The sequence below is a fragment of the Bdellovibrio bacteriovorus genome (assembly GCF_048286975.1).
GTDB lineage: Bacteria > Bdellovibrionota > Bdellovibrionia > Bdellovibrionales > Bdellovibrionaceae > Bdellovibrio > Bdellovibrio bacteriovorus_H.
On the sequence record NZ_JBLVRT010000007.1, the window covers coordinates 1 to 14592 of the forward strand.

Annotated in this window: 16 protein-coding genes; 3 read left to right on the top strand and 13 right to left on the bottom strand. The window is 49.3% G+C overall.

The features are described 5' to 3' along the window. Positions 1 to 57: 57 nt before the first annotated feature. Positions 58 to 513, top strand: coding sequence for a hypothetical protein (locus ACNQKP_RS16360; protein WP_417866096.1), 456 nt, complete (start codon positions 58 to 60; stop codon positions 511 to 513). Positions 514 to 520: 7 nt separating this feature from the next. Here ACNQKP_RS16360 and ACNQKP_RS16365 read toward each other — a convergent pair whose 3' ends face one another. From ACNQKP_RS16365 to ACNQKP_RS16385, 5 genes are all read right to left on the bottom strand, one after another. Beyond that, positions 521 to 889, bottom strand: coding sequence for a hypothetical protein (locus tag ACNQKP_RS16365; protein WP_417866098.1), 369 nt, complete (start codon positions 887 to 889; stop codon positions 521 to 523). After that, positions 886 to 2241 (bottom strand): hypothetical protein, encoded by a 1356-nt coding sequence (locus ACNQKP_RS16370; protein ID WP_417866100.1) that lies wholly within the window; start codon positions 2239 to 2241, stop codon positions 886 to 888. The genes ACNQKP_RS16365 and ACNQKP_RS16370 overlap by 4 nt, the downstream gene beginning before the upstream one ends. Before the next feature lie 60 nt (positions 2242 to 2301). Further along, positions 2302 to 2694, bottom strand: coding sequence for a hypothetical protein (locus tag ACNQKP_RS16375; RefSeq protein ID WP_011163611.1), 393 nt, complete (start codon positions 2692 to 2694; stop codon positions 2302 to 2304). Positions 2695 to 2848: 154 nt separating this feature from the next. Next, positions 2849 to 4753, bottom strand: a complete 1905-nt coding sequence (locus ACNQKP_RS16380) for a methyl-accepting chemotaxis protein (RefSeq protein ID WP_417866102.1) — start codon at positions 4751 to 4753, stop codon at positions 2849 to 2851. Positions 4754 to 4827: 74 nt separating this feature from the next. Next, positions 4828 to 5733, bottom strand: a complete 906-nt coding sequence (locus ACNQKP_RS16385; protein ID WP_417866105.1) for a LysR family transcriptional regulator — start codon at positions 5731 to 5733, stop codon at positions 4828 to 4830. A 113-nt stretch (positions 5734 to 5846) separates the two neighbouring features. Between ACNQKP_RS16385 and ACNQKP_RS16390 the strand changes: the two genes are divergently transcribed. Continuing rightward, complete coding sequence (locus ACNQKP_RS16390; protein WP_374035147.1) at positions 5847 to 6566, top strand: hypothetical protein; 720 nt, start codon at positions 5847 to 5849, stop codon at positions 6564 to 6566. A gap of 78 nt (positions 6567 to 6644) precedes the next feature. Here the strand turns inward: ACNQKP_RS16390 and ACNQKP_RS16395 are convergent, their stop codons facing one another. The 3 genes from ACNQKP_RS16395 to ACNQKP_RS16405 all read right to left on the bottom strand — a co-directional run bounded on the left by ACNQKP_RS16395 (position 6645) and on the right by ACNQKP_RS16405 (position 10085). Continuing rightward, positions 6645 to 8066, bottom strand: a complete 1422-nt coding sequence (locus tag ACNQKP_RS16395; protein ID WP_417866107.1) for a M16 family metallopeptidase — start codon at positions 8064 to 8066, stop codon at positions 6645 to 6647. Positions 8067 to 8068: 2 nt separating this feature from the next. Continuing rightward, a complete protein-coding gene (locus ACNQKP_RS16400; RefSeq protein WP_417866109.1) occupies positions 8069 to 9469 on the bottom strand; it encodes a M16 family metallopeptidase in 1401 nt (466 codons plus the stop codon). A gap of 109 nt (positions 9470 to 9578) precedes the next feature. After that, positions 9579 to 10085, bottom strand: a complete 507-nt coding sequence (locus ACNQKP_RS16405) for a flagellar basal body-associated FliL family protein (protein ID WP_417866111.1) — start codon at positions 10083 to 10085, stop codon at positions 9579 to 9581. Between the two features lie 162 nt (positions 10086 to 10247). Here ACNQKP_RS16405 and ACNQKP_RS16410 point away from each other — a divergent pair, with 162 nt between their 5' ends. Further along, on the top strand, positions 10248 to 11246 hold the full coding sequence (locus ACNQKP_RS16410) for a L,D-transpeptidase family protein (protein WP_417866114.1): 999 nt from the start codon (positions 10248 to 10250) through the stop codon (positions 11244 to 11246). A gap of 64 nt (positions 11247 to 11310) precedes the next feature. Here the strand turns inward: ACNQKP_RS16410 and ACNQKP_RS16415 are convergent, their stop codons facing one another. From ACNQKP_RS16415 to ACNQKP_RS16435, 5 genes are all read right to left on the bottom strand, one after another. Then, positions 11311 to 12303 (bottom strand): Fe(3+) ABC transporter substrate-binding protein, encoded by a 993-nt coding sequence (locus ACNQKP_RS16415; protein WP_417866115.1) that lies wholly within the window; start codon positions 12301 to 12303, stop codon positions 11311 to 11313. A gap of 162 nt (positions 12304 to 12465) precedes the next feature. Then, positions 12466 to 12837: a hypothetical protein gene (locus ACNQKP_RS16420; RefSeq protein ID WP_417866117.1), complete on the bottom strand. Its 372-nt coding sequence runs from the start codon at positions 12835 to 12837 to the stop codon at positions 12466 to 12468. Positions 12838 to 12977: 140 nt separating this feature from the next. Beyond that, positions 12978 to 13163 (bottom strand): hypothetical protein, encoded by a 186-nt coding sequence (locus ACNQKP_RS16425; RefSeq protein WP_011163601.1) that lies wholly within the window; start codon positions 13161 to 13163, stop codon positions 12978 to 12980. A gap of 69 nt (positions 13164 to 13232) precedes the next feature. Further along, positions 13233 to 13979 (bottom strand): rhomboid family intramembrane serine protease, encoded by a 747-nt coding sequence (locus ACNQKP_RS16430; protein ID WP_226987931.1) that lies wholly within the window; start codon positions 13977 to 13979, stop codon positions 13233 to 13235. Further along, positions 13972 to 14592: an HIT family protein gene (locus ACNQKP_RS16435; RefSeq protein ID WP_417866119.1), complete on the bottom strand. Its 621-nt coding sequence runs from the start codon at positions 14590 to 14592 to the stop codon at positions 13972 to 13974. Before ACNQKP_RS16435 ends, ACNQKP_RS16430 begins: the two co-directional genes overlap by 8 nt.

The window sequence follows — 14592 nt, forward strand, 5'->3', positions numbered from 1 at the left end:
CCCCTTTACACCCGCCCCCCCCTTTACACCCGCCCCCGGCTTCTTTATGGTCAGCCCATGCTTAGATACCTGATTTTATTGTTTTTGTTTACACCCACGTTCGCTCAGGCCACCTGTGTGCCCAGCGATCAATCCTGTGACTTTTACGCCTGCAAAGAGCGCGAACATGCCTGTGGAAAGAAAGGTTACTGGCAGGACTTCGGATATCCCTATTGTCAGAAATTCTTAAAAGACGAGGCCCGCTTTTCCAAGGACTCTCAGATCTGGCTTCAGGACGTGCGCTACTGTCTGCAGGTGCGGGTTCAGGAAGTTGCTGATGGCACCAGCTGCAACAGTCTGCACACGCAGGCAATGGACAGTCATGTGAGCTGTTATGTCGACACGGGTTTTTGCGATTTGACCTATATGGAACAAGTCAAAATCTACTGGTATCTCAAAGGTGCCCTGCGCAGCGCGGACACCTGGCGCGAGGCTTATCTGCTGAAGCAGGCCTGTGCGAATCGATTCAACTAGCAGGCAACTATTCGATTTTTCGTTTCCAGATAAATGACAGGTCCTCTTCCCCCATCAAAACTTTCAAATACAGGCGGCCGTTCATCTGGCGAAGGACGGTCCAGCTTTCAAAACCCAAGCGCATGTCAGAATCCTGAGAGCACCAGGGTGCATTGTCAGGATGAACTTCAATCACCTTCTGATAAAGTTGCTCCCGATTAAAAGAATACTGAGCCCGTCTTTCACAAAACCCCTGCTCCCCTTCGCGCCAATAGCGCAAAGTGTTTTCAGTGTCGGAACTGAAGTTATAGACGATTTGCAAAGCCGGATTCGGGGGTGGCAACTCCTGTCCCTGATAAAGCAGACCCACAAAAATCCAAACTCCCAGCAGGCTCATAACCACCCTCGTTTGGAAAGAATCCCATTCACTTTCCGCGCCTCCTCGGACGAAAGTTTCTGAGCACACACGTCTTTCAGGGTCGTGCCGAAGTCGGCAAAGTCGCTGCCCGGTACCAGACGATTTAAAACCGCCATGGAAAGTTCCAGACCCTTTTTAAAACCCAGCTGCTCAGAGATTTCCCATAAGGTGCCACTGATAATTCCGGAATCGTGATACAAACCACCATTTCGGTCCGCCACTGAAAGATCATTCAAGACAGTCCTGCGAAACGGGGCCTTCTTGTAAGATGCCTCGCCCATGCGGGGGTTTCCCAGCTGCATGGCTGTGAAATAGTCGGCAAAGCCTTCGTTCAGAGAACCACCCTCTCCCTCAAAGGGCAGTTTGGCCAGAACATCAATCACGGCGTGAGCGCTTTCATGAATAACAATGGACGGATCGCGCGGAATGTTCTGATAGAATTCGCCGTCGCCCTGGCCCAAACGAATTTTCCCCTGATAATAGAAGGCTGAATTGGTTTTTTCCGGATATCCGACAAAGACTTCGGCCTGCACCTGAAAAGGCATTTTGAATCCCAGGCGACTTTGAAACCAGCTGAAAGATTCGTTCAGATACACAAAAGCCTGCGTTTGATCAAAACGATGATCCTCCATGGAAAACTTCAAGGGACCGGCCACTTTGTCGATCTTGTTGGGGGCCTGCGAACTTACATAGACCCAATGATTGGCCAGGGTGGGCTCCAGATAAAGACCTTTCAGGGGAACTTCCTGCACCGCCCCCAGCAAAGGCCCCCGTGGATACACCCAGGCACTGGTGTCGATAAACTGCGACCCCGCCGGCCGGATCGAGCGCACTTCCAAATTTCGGTTCAACTTCAGTGTCCACATCTGGCCTTTTGGATCCACATAGTCCACTTGCCAGATGATCTCGTAAAAGCCACCGCGTTGAGTGATCACGGGGGTCACACTTTGCGGCGGACGCTTACGAAATAAAGGAAAGGCGGATTGCAGCTTTCGCAGAATGCCGGAACTTTGCTCTTCAAGAGAGGCAAAATCCAAATGCGCAAAAGCGGTCTCGGGCTTAACAACACCCGCGCGGAGGCGTGTTAACTCCCCATCATCGGCAAGAATTTCCTTTTTGTAGGCGGATTCAACCACCAGCCCCCGATATATCTGAGGTTGCAGGCGGATCCATTCGTGACCGGACAGGTTCTTTTCCGCGGGAGCGAAATCGAAGGAAGCAAGCTCTGCCTTGATTTTTGTCTTATCTCCCTCTTTCCAATCAAAGGTCTGAAACGAGGTTTTGGTGCAGCCGAGAAAACTTAGAGACAGTAAAAGCAGGATAACGTGCATAGCAGCAATCCCTTCAAAAAAAAAGAGGGCTCTTATAAGCCCTCTTTTGGGTGCAAATTCTTACTCGATCATCACTGATTTTTCGATGTAAGTGCCATCCCCATTTTCAAAATGCAAAGTATGTTTGCCCGGGGCGAAACGACCCAGACGGACTTCTTTCTGGAACGGAATCAGAACCATCAGGCACATGCCGGGGCTGACGGTCGCGATGGATTTAACACTGTGATAATAAGTGTCTTTGTGATCAATTTCGGCGTTCTTCCATTTGTAACAACCATTCTGGAAGATGCCATTCACCACGACATAGACATCGGATGCGGAATCAAAACCGCCCGGAACATAAACACCACTGATACCAATCTGAACATCCTTGGCAGCACCTTGCTCTTGAGAAGCCATTGCTGCAGAACCAAGACCTAACAAAGCTGCCATAATCAAAGAAACGATTTTCATAGTGACTCCTTGAACTCTGCCGGTCATCGGCAGGGACCCGTGCTTGGGTGATTGCACTTTATCCCCGCTAAAAAAAAATCAAGCATGACCGGGGTCATGCTTGATTCTGTGAGCCATAGGAATCCATTCCCCGGGTGGAGAACTTCAAATCGAACTAAGCGGCTTTCCAGCCTTCTTCGTCCATTTCGGAATGAGCAGTTGTCCTTGCAGCCGGTGTTTGGGCGGAAGGCTGCACACCTCTGTCGCCATACACAACATTGTTCAGTTCATCGACCACATTCTTCATGATGGCCGCCTGAGTGTTGATCTCTTGCGCGGTCCCGGCGATCTCTTCGGAAGAAGCCGCATTGGACTGCACGGACTGATCCAGTTGGTTCATGGCTTTGGAGATCTGGGAAATACCTGTGGACTGCTCTTCGCTGGCCATGGAAATTTCATTGTTCAGATCTGAAACCTTCTTCACAGAAGTTACGATATTTTTCAGCATCTCGCCGGATTTCGCCGACTTGTGCGTGCCGCGTTCGATTTTTTCAACCGATTCCTTGATCAGACCTGTGATGTCTTTCGCAGCTGAGGCAGACCTTTGTGCCAAAGTGCGAACCGCTTCCGCGACCACGGCAAAACCTTTACCGTGCTCCCCGGCACGTGCCGCTTCGACAGAGGCATTCAACGCCAGCAAATTCGTCTGGAACGCAATATCATCAATCACGTTGATAATTTCTTCGATCTGTTTGGAGGAAGCTGAAATCTCATTCATGGAAGACAGCAATTCGCCCATTTCTTTTTCACCCTGAACCGCGGTTTCAGAAGACTGCGCGGAAAGCGCCGCCGCCTGTTTCGCATTGTCCGAGTTCATTTTCACCATGGAAGTCATTTCTTCCAAAGCCGCCACAGTTTCTTCCAACGAAGCCGCCGAAGAACTGGAGGATTCAGAAAGAGACTGACCTGCAATCGACAACTGATGAATCGCAGAAGAAACCAGATCGCCGGAGTTCTGCAGTTTTTCAGAAAGACCGCTGACGGACTTGGAAATATAGCGTGCAATCATCATCACCGCGGCCAACAATACAAAGATGCCGGTTAAAGAGATGATGATTTGAGTCCACACCGCCGCATTGGCTTCAGCCAGAACAGTTCGGGTCGGAGTTCTAACGATCAATGCCCAAGGCTCTTCGGTTGCACCCACGTTCATTGGGGACACTACATACAAATATTCAAGGCTGTCTTTCGGATCAACACCGGTGATAACCAGCTCTTCACCTTTACCAATAGCAGATTTGAATTTATCCGCTTCAAATGGGTATTCAGCCGCCTTGGTGATCAAAGCTTCATCCGGGTGGGAAACCCAGTTGCCATGTGCCGTCACCACGAAAGCCTGGGAGGTTTCAAATGGCTTGATGCCCGCTGCTTTTTTCTGCAGGTCTTTTAATGGCAGATCCACACCCGCCACACCGACAAACTTGCCATCAATCACGATAGGCACAACTGCAGAGGTCATCAACACCTGCACACCATCAATTGGGTACAGATAAGGTTCAACCATGGTTTCTTTCAAACGCTGTTTTGGCACCAGGTAATAGTCACCCTCGCCCTGCTTGGCGTAACCCACCAGCGGCGTCAAAGAGGATTTGCCTTTTTCCCAGTTCAGATAAGGAACAAAACGACCGGTTTCATCGTGCCCTTGAACGGACACATATTCAGAGTCCTTGCCATCCCAGGCATTCGGCTCCCAACCCGTCCAGGTCCCAATCACAAATTTATTTTTTTCCAGAATTTCACGCAATGCTTCAGCCACTTGAGAGCGGCCGGTGTTATTGCGTTTTTTGAAAGATTCAAGAATATGAGCGACGTTGCGGGAAATATCCAGGCCGCGCTCCACCTCCAGACGCATTTCTGTGGCATAGGCACGTCCCATTGCCACCGTCTTTTCGGTCGCGGCTTTTTCCGCGTTAACGTGACTGTTCCGAGCCATTAGGAATGTCATCGTTCCCAACACCAGCAATGCGATAAGAATGATCGGCACTGCGAGCTTCACCTGAATTGAGTAGCTTTTTTTCATGGACGTCCCTTCTGACGAAAATGATCTGAGAGTCTTTTCGGTCAGAAGGGCTCACATATTAATGGGACCTAAGGTCAGCCTTTTTCCTGCTGGGCCAGGGTCTGATAGAACACCTCGACCAAAGCACGGCTGTCGGAGTTCTTTTTATAATAGAACATCAGATCAATTTCGTAGTGCATGTCTTTTACATACACACGACTTAAGCGGCCCGAACGAACTTGCTTCTTGATTGAGTGTGCCGGTAAAAACCCCCAGCCCAACCCCGCTTCAATCACCCGCTTCAAGGTCCCCACGTTGGAAGACTCAAAGATCGAAGTGACCTTCGCCCCTTGGGTCTGAATTTTGCCATGCAGTTCGCTGTAGAACGCAGGGAATTCTTCAGTAAAATCCACAAGAGGGAAAGATCCCATGTCCTTCACCATAATCTGTTGGGGCATTTTTTCATCTTTACTTGAACCCACCAGCCACATTTCTTCCTTCAAAAGGAACTTCTGCTCGCTGCTATCCAGCTCGGACGCAAACTCAGTCTGCACATCCGGCAGAATCAGAACATCGTACTGGCCTTTTTTGTATCCCTTGATCAGCTCTTCCCCACGATCATAATCAATCTTCAGGGTCAGTTCGGGATTATGGCGCATAAGGCGTCCCACAATGGGACTCATCACGTGCAATCCCAAAGAGTTCAACGTCCCAATTCGCAACTGCCCCTTCATTTGATTCCCGATGGACTTAATGGCGATTTCAGCCTGTTGGGTCAGATGAATGATCTTTTTGGCATACTCATAAAGCACCTCCCCCTGAGGGGTGGCCTTGATTGAGCGTACGCCCCTTACCAGCAGCTCCACGCCTAGATCTTCCTCCAGATTGCGAATCTGCTGAGACACCGCAGGTTGAGTCAGATAGAGCTTATCTGCCGCGGCAGTCATGCTCCCTTCGCTGATGACAGTCACAAAGGTGGTCAGCTGATAAAGGTTCTTCACAAGAAAATCTCCCTTTTGCTCTTTGATCCGAGAGGAAATTGTTATTATACTTGAACTTCAAACGCCTATTCCGGCAAAGCCGGAGTACCAATGGTCAACCAGCCGAGGTCTGCATGAAGTTACGTTTGTTCGCATCACTCGCCGTTATTCTACTCAGTTTTAGCGCCCATGCAAAAGTCTTTCGTAATGCTTATATAGCTTTCGAAATGCCGGAAACCTGGAAGTGCAACCTGGAGCAAACCGAGTGGGTCTGCCGAAGCGAACAAACCAAGGAAGCCAAAGAGGCCATCATCATCCTGACAGCGAAGGAAGTGGGACCTACGGACACCTTTGCGCTTTATGAGTCTCATTTGAACTCCCCGATCTCTGTGGCTCTTAAAGGTGGCGGCGCTGCCGAGTCCAAAATCGTCTACAAATCCAAATCCGTTCAGATCAATGACCAGACCTGGATTGACTCCCTTCACCTGGGTTCTGAAGTTCCCAACTACTTCACCCGCTATCTGGCAACCATCAAAGACAAAATCGCCATCCTGATCACCTTCAGTGCGCACAAGCAGTACTACACCAAGTACAGCCAGGACTTCTTCAAGGCCGTGATGAGCTTGCGTGTGATCGCTTCGAAAAATCTTCTGGCAAAACCAGAGCTGGGTCCGATTCGTCCAGGGTCTGAAACACTCGGAGCCCCGATCAGTTCTGCGATGCCGGCGGACATGCTTCAGGGCGAAGAAGAAGGCGGCAAAGGCAACAACAAGGCCCTGCTGCTGGGTGGAGCGGTTCTGCTGGCGGCCCTGGGGGCTTATATCTTCCTGAAAGCCCGCAAAAGAAAACGCTAAGAGACAGCTTAACGACTTAAAAACAAAAACCCGCTCTGAAGACAGAGCGGGTTTTTTGTTTGTGCTATTTGATTTGTCTTACTTGATTCGTTCAATTGTCGGTTTGTACTTTTCAAACTGAGGAATGATCTTTTCATCCCCATAAACCAGAACCTTGAACTTCGCAGGTTCCACCGCTTTTTTGAAGGCGGCATTGGCGTCCTTCGGTTTGATGTTCCCCACAGTCTTGTTATAGTCCGTCAGATAATCCACCGGGATACCATAGAAATCCAGCGCCAGCAGATTGTAAGCCAGGCGGTCCGCGGTTTCAATGGCGCGAGGGAACTGCCCGATCAGCTGATTGCGACCGGCAGCCACTTCCTGCTCTGTCGCCCCGTTGGCAGCAAAGTCAGAAACCACTTTCAAGGCCTCTTCCATTGTCTTTGCCGCCGTTTCATTCTTGGTGAAGGTTGTCACATCATAGCTGCCGCGCTCTTTACGAACATCAAAGTAAGAATAGATCGAATAGGTCAGACCCTGATCATCGCGCACTTTCTGATTCAGGCGGCTGGCAAAGCTGCCACCCACTGTTTCATTGGCCAGGCGCAAGCGCAGGAAGTCGTCATTGTTGCGTGCAATGCCCAACTGCCCCATACGGATCTGCGTCTGTTGCAGGCCCTTTTTCACGATCAGCTTCACCTGCAGCGAATCATTCACCGGAGGTGCATCCACCGCCACTTCCGGGATCGTGCGTTTGGTCCATTTGCCAAAGACATCCTGGATTCTGTTTTCAAAGGCCAGATCAAAGCTTCCCACCACAGCCAGTGAAGCGTTGTTCGGACGATAGAATGTCAGATAGTGCTTGATGATGTCCTGCTTGTTGATAGCGCGCAGACCTTCCGCAGTTCCATTTGTGTCACGGCCATAAGGATGGGTGCCGAAGACAAACTGATCCATTTTTTCATCCGCAAAAGAGGACGGATTATCGATCTTCTTTTGCAAAGCCGCCAGCATCTGAGATCTCATGCGACCGATTTCGGCATCCTTAAACGCCGGATTCATGGACACATCGGCAAAAAGACTTAGCAAGGTGTCCGCTGAAGAAGACAACGAGTCGGCATAAATTGTCGTCACATCCGCTCCCGGTGACACATCAACCGAGGAACCCAGTTGACCGAATTCATCGGCCAGCTTCAGAGCATCACGGCTTTGTGTCCCCTGCTCCAGCAAATAAGCCGTCAAGGCATTGAGCCCCGGCTTCTGTGAGCCCTCCTGCATGCTGCCGGTTTTCATCATCAAAGTCAGACTGACTCGCGGCAAAGAACTGTCATGAATAAAGAACACCTTCAGTCCGTTTGAAAGCGTGATTTCCTTGTATGGCTGCAGTTTGAATGAACCATTCCCCTTGGTCACATAACCTTCGGAAGGAGGTTTGCTGACGGCTTTTTTACCCGAGCTGGAGCAGGAAACAACTGCGGTGCACACCAAAGGCAAAGTCAAAGCTAAGGCTAAATTTCTCATGTCTACTGTTCCTTTTTCACTTTGGGTTCAAGGGTGATGATCGAGCGTTGAGTCTGTTGAGTGTATTTGTCAGCGACACGTTTGATGTCATCCGCCGTAACGGCCTGATACTTTTCCAGATCTGTGAACAGGCTTTCATAGCTGCCCGTGACTATCTCGTTCACGGCCAGGGCGCGGGCTTTGCCGTCCATGGTTTTCAAAGAATCCACCAGATCCTTCATCACCTGGGTTTTGGCTTTTTCAAGTTCCGCTTCAGAAACTTTCTGATTACGCAACTTCCAGATTTCGTTGTACACGATATCCAAAGACTCCTGCGGTGTCTGACCAGGCTTCAGGTTCACGCCCACGGCAAACATACCTTCATCCTGCATGGCATAGTTGTAGGAATACGCGGAAGTTGCCGCTTGCTTTTGGTACACCAACCGCTTGTGCAAACGACTGGAGGTGCCATAGCCCAGAATGTTCGCTGCCAGATCCAGCGCGTACATGTCAGGCTGCCCCTGCTTCGGGCTCTTATAGGCAACTACGAAGGAAGTGTTCTGAACGTCCTTGCGTAAAGTGGCGTTCTGCTGGACTTTTTGCGCTGGCTCGGAAGGGTACTTTCTTTCCGGCAAAGGACGGGATGGCAATTTGCCATAGTACTTTTCAATCAGGCTTTTTACTTTGGAAGTATTAAAGTCCCCGACAACGACAAGCACCGCATTGTTCGGCACATAGAACGTGTTGTAGAAGTAACGAAGCTTTTCAGAGTCATAAGCCTCGATATCCTTCATATAGCCGATCACCGGCCATTTGTAAGGATGCACTTTAAAGATCGTGCCCATCATCAGCTCACGCAGCAAACCCATCGGATTGTTGTCGACTCTCCAGCGGCGCTCTTCTTTTACAACTTCTTTTTCGCTCTTTAGATCTTCCGGACTGATCAGAAGTGAACTCATACGATCCACCTCCATGTCCATGACCAGCTCCAGCTTGGAGCTTGGCAGGTTTTCATAGAAGCCGGTGTAATCATTGGTGGTAAAGGCATTGTTGGTTATGCCGTTTTCATGGAAGATACGGTCAAAGGATTTGCCGTCATACTTCTTAGCACCCTTAAACATCATGTGCTCAAGCATGTGCGCAGCCCCCGTCACCCCAGGGGATTCATCCCGGGACCCCACACGATACCAGGTGTGATAGCTGACCATCGGAACCGCATGGTCTTCCAAAAGAAGCACCGTCAGACCGTTTTCCAGGGTGAACTTTGTCACTGGCAGCGAAATTTTCAGGTCGTTTTTCGGAGCCCATCCTTGGATGGTGCCGATAACGTCTTTTTCAGGAGCTTTCGGTACAGGCGTTGGGTCCACGGCATGAGCAGACAGGGACAGGCTCAGCCCCAAGAGCAAAGTAGAAATCCTTTTCATAGATGCTTCTTTCGTTGGTTATGCAATAACCCCTAGTTTGAAACTGAGGGGCCATGATTACAACGAACTTGAGGACTTTTAAGACTTTTGGCAGATCTTGCGACAGGAACTATTGAACGACGAAATCAGAGAAGAAAACATCTTTCACGACACCACGACGAAGAATGCCATTCACTTCTCCGGCAATCTTGTCTTTCAGGAACAGCTTGCCTTGAATGCTGTCGAGGTCAGAGAACGGCTTTTCATTGAGCAGGCGGACAATGCGGTCACGGGCTTTGGCGCGGTTTTCCGGCTCCATCACCTCTTCAAAACCTTCTTTACCCAGCATCTGCAGATTGATCTCAAGACGAATGGTGCGCTTGGGTTCACCCCCCAGATTCACCGTAAACTTATCCATGGTATAAACCAACGGCGCCAGGTCCGTTTCATCAGAAACAGAGGCCAGTTCGCGATCGGCATCTTCCTCAGTGATCTTGGGACTTTCCCATCCCATCGTCGAGGCATAAACCATGTAACCACCAGCACCCATCACAGCCAGATTCAGGACTGCGAAGATGATCTGAAATAGCATGGCGGTATTCTTTGGTTTTGCAGACGTCTCTTGTGCTTCAGCCATTTGTAACCCTCTGTTCATTGAAACTATCGGTGAAACAGGCTTAGGTCTTAATATCAAAGGCCACTTTATTTACATTTTAATTACACGGAAAACGTTTAACCTCTGGACACCCAGGGACAGGCACTTGACAAGATTAAGCCCTATTCGGGCATAATAGTATTTATGAGACTATTGCTCACGGGCTGTGCTTTATTTGCGTTGAGTCTGCCGGTTTTGGCGGGCCCTGCTGTCACGCCTTCTTCTCAAATTGAAACAGACCTGCTGCCCGCTTCCCTGCTTCAGATATCTGAAACCGAAGCCTTCTCCCGCTATGTGATTCTGGTGGATAAAGAGCAGCGCAAGCTTTCTGTGTTCGAACGCAATGGTGAACAGATCCAAAAGATCACCGAGTACCCTGCTGACATCGGCAAAATGGGTGGCAACAAAACCAAACGTGATGACCACAAAACTCCGGAAGGCATTTACTTCCTGCAAGAGCGTTTGAGCCAGCCCAAAATTCCGTTCAGTCTTTATGGGGCCCTGGCCTTCACGACAAACTATCCCAATCTTTTCGACAAGCGCGAAAACAAAACCGGTTCCGGCATCTGGCTGCACGCGATTCCCGACTCGGTGCCTTTGACCCGCGGCTCTCGGGGCTGCGTGGTGGTTCGCAATGACGTGATCAAAAAGCTTGCTGACTATATCAAACTGGGTGAAACCCCTATTTTGATTTTTGATCACGTGAACTATGTTTCCAAACCAGAACACGACAAGCGCCGCCAGGATCTAAGCCGCTTTGTTGAAAGCTGGAGACAAGCCTGGGAAAATCAGGACATCGAAAAATACCAAACCTTCTATGACGAAGGCTTCAAGGCCCCGGGTTTCAATTACAAATCCTGGATGAGCCACAAAAAGAATCTGAAATCCAAGTACGAGTACATCAAAGTTCACCTGTCCCAACCGTACATTGTTCAGCACAACGATCAGTTGCTGGTGAAAACTCTGCAGCGCTATGAATCTGACAAACACGTCGATTATGGTGTGAAGACAATTTATGCCCTCAAGTCCGGTGACACTTATAAAATCATCCGAGAAGAATGGGCCCCTTTCAGTCAGCAGGAAGTGGCCGCGGCGATTGCCCGCGAAAACTCCATGACCGCCTCTTCCCAGAAGACGCAATAAACCAGGCTGTAAGGCAAAAAAAAGCCACCTATCAGGTGGCTTTTTTTATTTCAGTTCGCAGGAACTATTTGTAACCCGCTTTTTTCATCAACTCGATACCTGCTGGCACAAGATCAGAAACTGCATTCACGTTGGTCATGTCTTCAGCAAAACCACCGAATTCTTTCAAGATGGGAGCCATGTCTGCTTCCTTGCTTGCTGGGTACTGACTGAAACCGCCAGCAACGGCTTCCTGAACCGGCTTGGAAACCATGAACTCAAGGAACGCATTGGCCGCCACTGTGTTTTTGGAGGACTTCGTGATCCCGATACCCACACCGTTGATGTGTGCGCCGACTTTGTCCTGCTCCAGGAAACGAACACCCACTGGATAAGTCACATCATCACGAACGATAGGCGCCAGATAGTAAGTGTTGGCAACACCGATCGCACAAGTGCCGTTGGCGATGGCCGCGATCACGTCACGGTCCCCTTTCAAAGGCTCCACTGCCAGGTTTTTCACCCAGGACTCCAACAACGCTGTCGTCTGGATTTCACCGAAGTGTTTGATGAAGTAAGCAGCCATTGCTTCGTTATAGCTGTTTTTGGAGGTTCTTAGGCACAACTGACCTTTCCATTTAGGATCGCCCAGGTCCGCATAAGTTTTCAGGTCTTCCGGATTCACTTTCTGCGTGTTGTACATCACAGTGCGTGCACGGTAGAACAGCAGGAACCAGTTCTTGTCATCAGAGATCAAGTGGGAAGGAACTTTCTGAGTCACACCATTGGATGTGAAAGACTGCAGGAAACCCTTGCGGTTGGCTTCACCCATGTAAACGATGTCTTTATCCAGATACAGATCCGCTGAGGAATTCAAACCTTCTGTTTCAAGTTTTTTCAAAAGATCGGTAGAGGAAGCAAAAACCACTTCCACTTCAATGCCCGTGGCTTGAGTGAATGGTTGCAGAATTGGCGCAAGTCTTTCGCCATCATAAGAGGAATACAATACCAACTTGTCAGTTTTCGCCTGAACGGTCACTGCCGCCAACAGAGTCACGATTGCGCTCAAAATTCTCATCAGTTGCTCCTTTAAAATTTTGGACACAACTAAGACATTCCAGCATATTCGTCAAATTTTTCGGGCAAATGTCCGAGCGAATATCAGTACACTTTCAATCGGTTTTCGTTTACGCCGATTAGGCAGCTAAGCACCCGGGAACCCAAGGGAAAATGACACTTTTTAGGGCAAAAATTTCACACAGTAAAAACGACTGAAAGGCACATCATCAACCTGAACATCATTGGCAGGATTCACCAGCGCAAGCAAATAAACGGTGCTTTCAGGAACAAGGTAAGCGCGATACTGTGGCCATGGAGAATCAACTATGATCTTTCCTGAGTTGGAGACATGCTTCTTCCAGCCAAAGTCTTTGGTCATGCGCTCTTCTTTGTAAAACATCAAACGACTGCGGGAGTTTTTTCCATCCACAAACAATGAGTAGCGAAATATCTGAATGGAGTTTTTAAAGTCACCACGGCACTGAAAGGTTTTCTCTGTGGCCTGAGAAAATGGTACGAATAAAAGCACAAACAACGCAGCTGACAGTTTCATAAGACTATTAGCGTCTGAGTGCCAAAATCACGCAAGCAAAAGACCCGTGAATGAAATGATAGCGTTCCACGAGGCCCTGAAACGCAAAAAGCACAACCCAAGGGCTGTGCTTTTTAAGATTTCACAAGAAGTGACGAGTCCTAGTGGTTGTCGTCGTCTTTTGTGTTTTTGCCGTCCATAGTGAACGTCTCTACGTTGTGGGCAAGATCAGGAAGTTGCTCAAGGTGCTTTTGCCATTCTTCTTTAGTCATTTCACCCGCGTTGATCTTGTTTTCAGTCATACGCTTGTCATACTTCAAATTTTTGTTAGCTTGAGCCAAAGACATAAATCCCCTTTTCGCAATCGAGCCCCCATTTATAGCCCAAAAAAAAGGCCCCGTAAAGGGGGCCGTTCGTTAGTTCCAGTATTTCGGAGGTTTTTCGTTCTTTTCGTTATTAACAACTAATCTCAGGTTTCGGCCCTTGCTCTTGGCCTTCTTCTTCCATTCATTCCGGTCAAACCAGCCCTTCATTTTAAGGCAGATGAAGCCCGCCACGATCCCGCCCAAATGGGCCAAATAAGCCACTTCCCCACCTGCAACGCTGGATGTCATCAGGGAGGCCAATTGAACCAGCCCCATCAAAGCCACGAAGTACTTGGTCTTCATCGGGAACAGCATAAAGAAGTAAACAATACGCTCGCCGAAGATCATCCCTTGCGCCAGCAAAAGACCAAAGACCGCCCCAGAAGCCCCCACCACCGGCACAATCAGACCGGTTTGCGAACCCGTGATCAGGGCATAAACCCATACACCCAGGCAGTAAAGGATCGCTGCGCCCACACCAGCTACCAAATAGTAGATCAGGAAGAACTTCGAACCCCAGCGCTGCTCCAGCTCGGCTCCAAAGAACCACAACATCAGCATGTTAAACAGGATATGGGTCACCTGCATGGAGTGCAGGAACATGTACGTGAAAGGCTGCCAGATATGGAAATCGAAAAGCACCTTGCCCGGGAACAGGCCGAAGATGGACGTGAAAGGAACACGCAGGAAGCCTTCCATGATCACTTGGAACACGAACCAGATAGCCACATTGATGATCAGCAGCCACTTCACCACAGGGGTCATGGGAGCTGTTTGGAAAGTCACGCCTCTATTCATATTTTCTTAAAATACTCCATACCTTCTCGTAGGTCTGCTCAAGACTTTCAACCAAGACCTTGGTCTCAGCAATTAACGGGAAGAAATTTAGGTCCCCGGTCCATCGAGGAATCACGTGATAGTGCAAGTGCTCAGGAATACCCGCCCCGGCCACAGCCCCGTGGTTTAAACCGACGTTAATCCCGCCTGGCTGATAAAGCTCATTTAACGCCTTCATTGTCAGACGAATGACATTTTGCAGGTCATGGTATTCTTCATCAGAAAGTTTTAACAGATCCCCGCAATGGCGTTTTGGCAAAACCAAAAGGTGCCCGCTGTTGTAAGGGAACTTGTTCAGAACCACCATCGAATGCTTGGATTTAAACACGCACAAGGTATCAAAGCTGATTTTTTCCTCAGAGGCCCGGCAAAAAACACAGCCATCGGGTTTGATCAGTTTGCGCACGTATTTCATGCGGTCCGGACGGAACAAAACATCACGCTCCATCGGCCAGACATCCTTGCCGATCTGGATTTTGCCGTGAGCGGCCGCAGGGGCCTTGATTGGCGCTTTTCTTTTTGCGGGGGTCTTTTTCGCGGATGTCTTTTTGCGCGCCTTTTTGGCTGCTGCCAT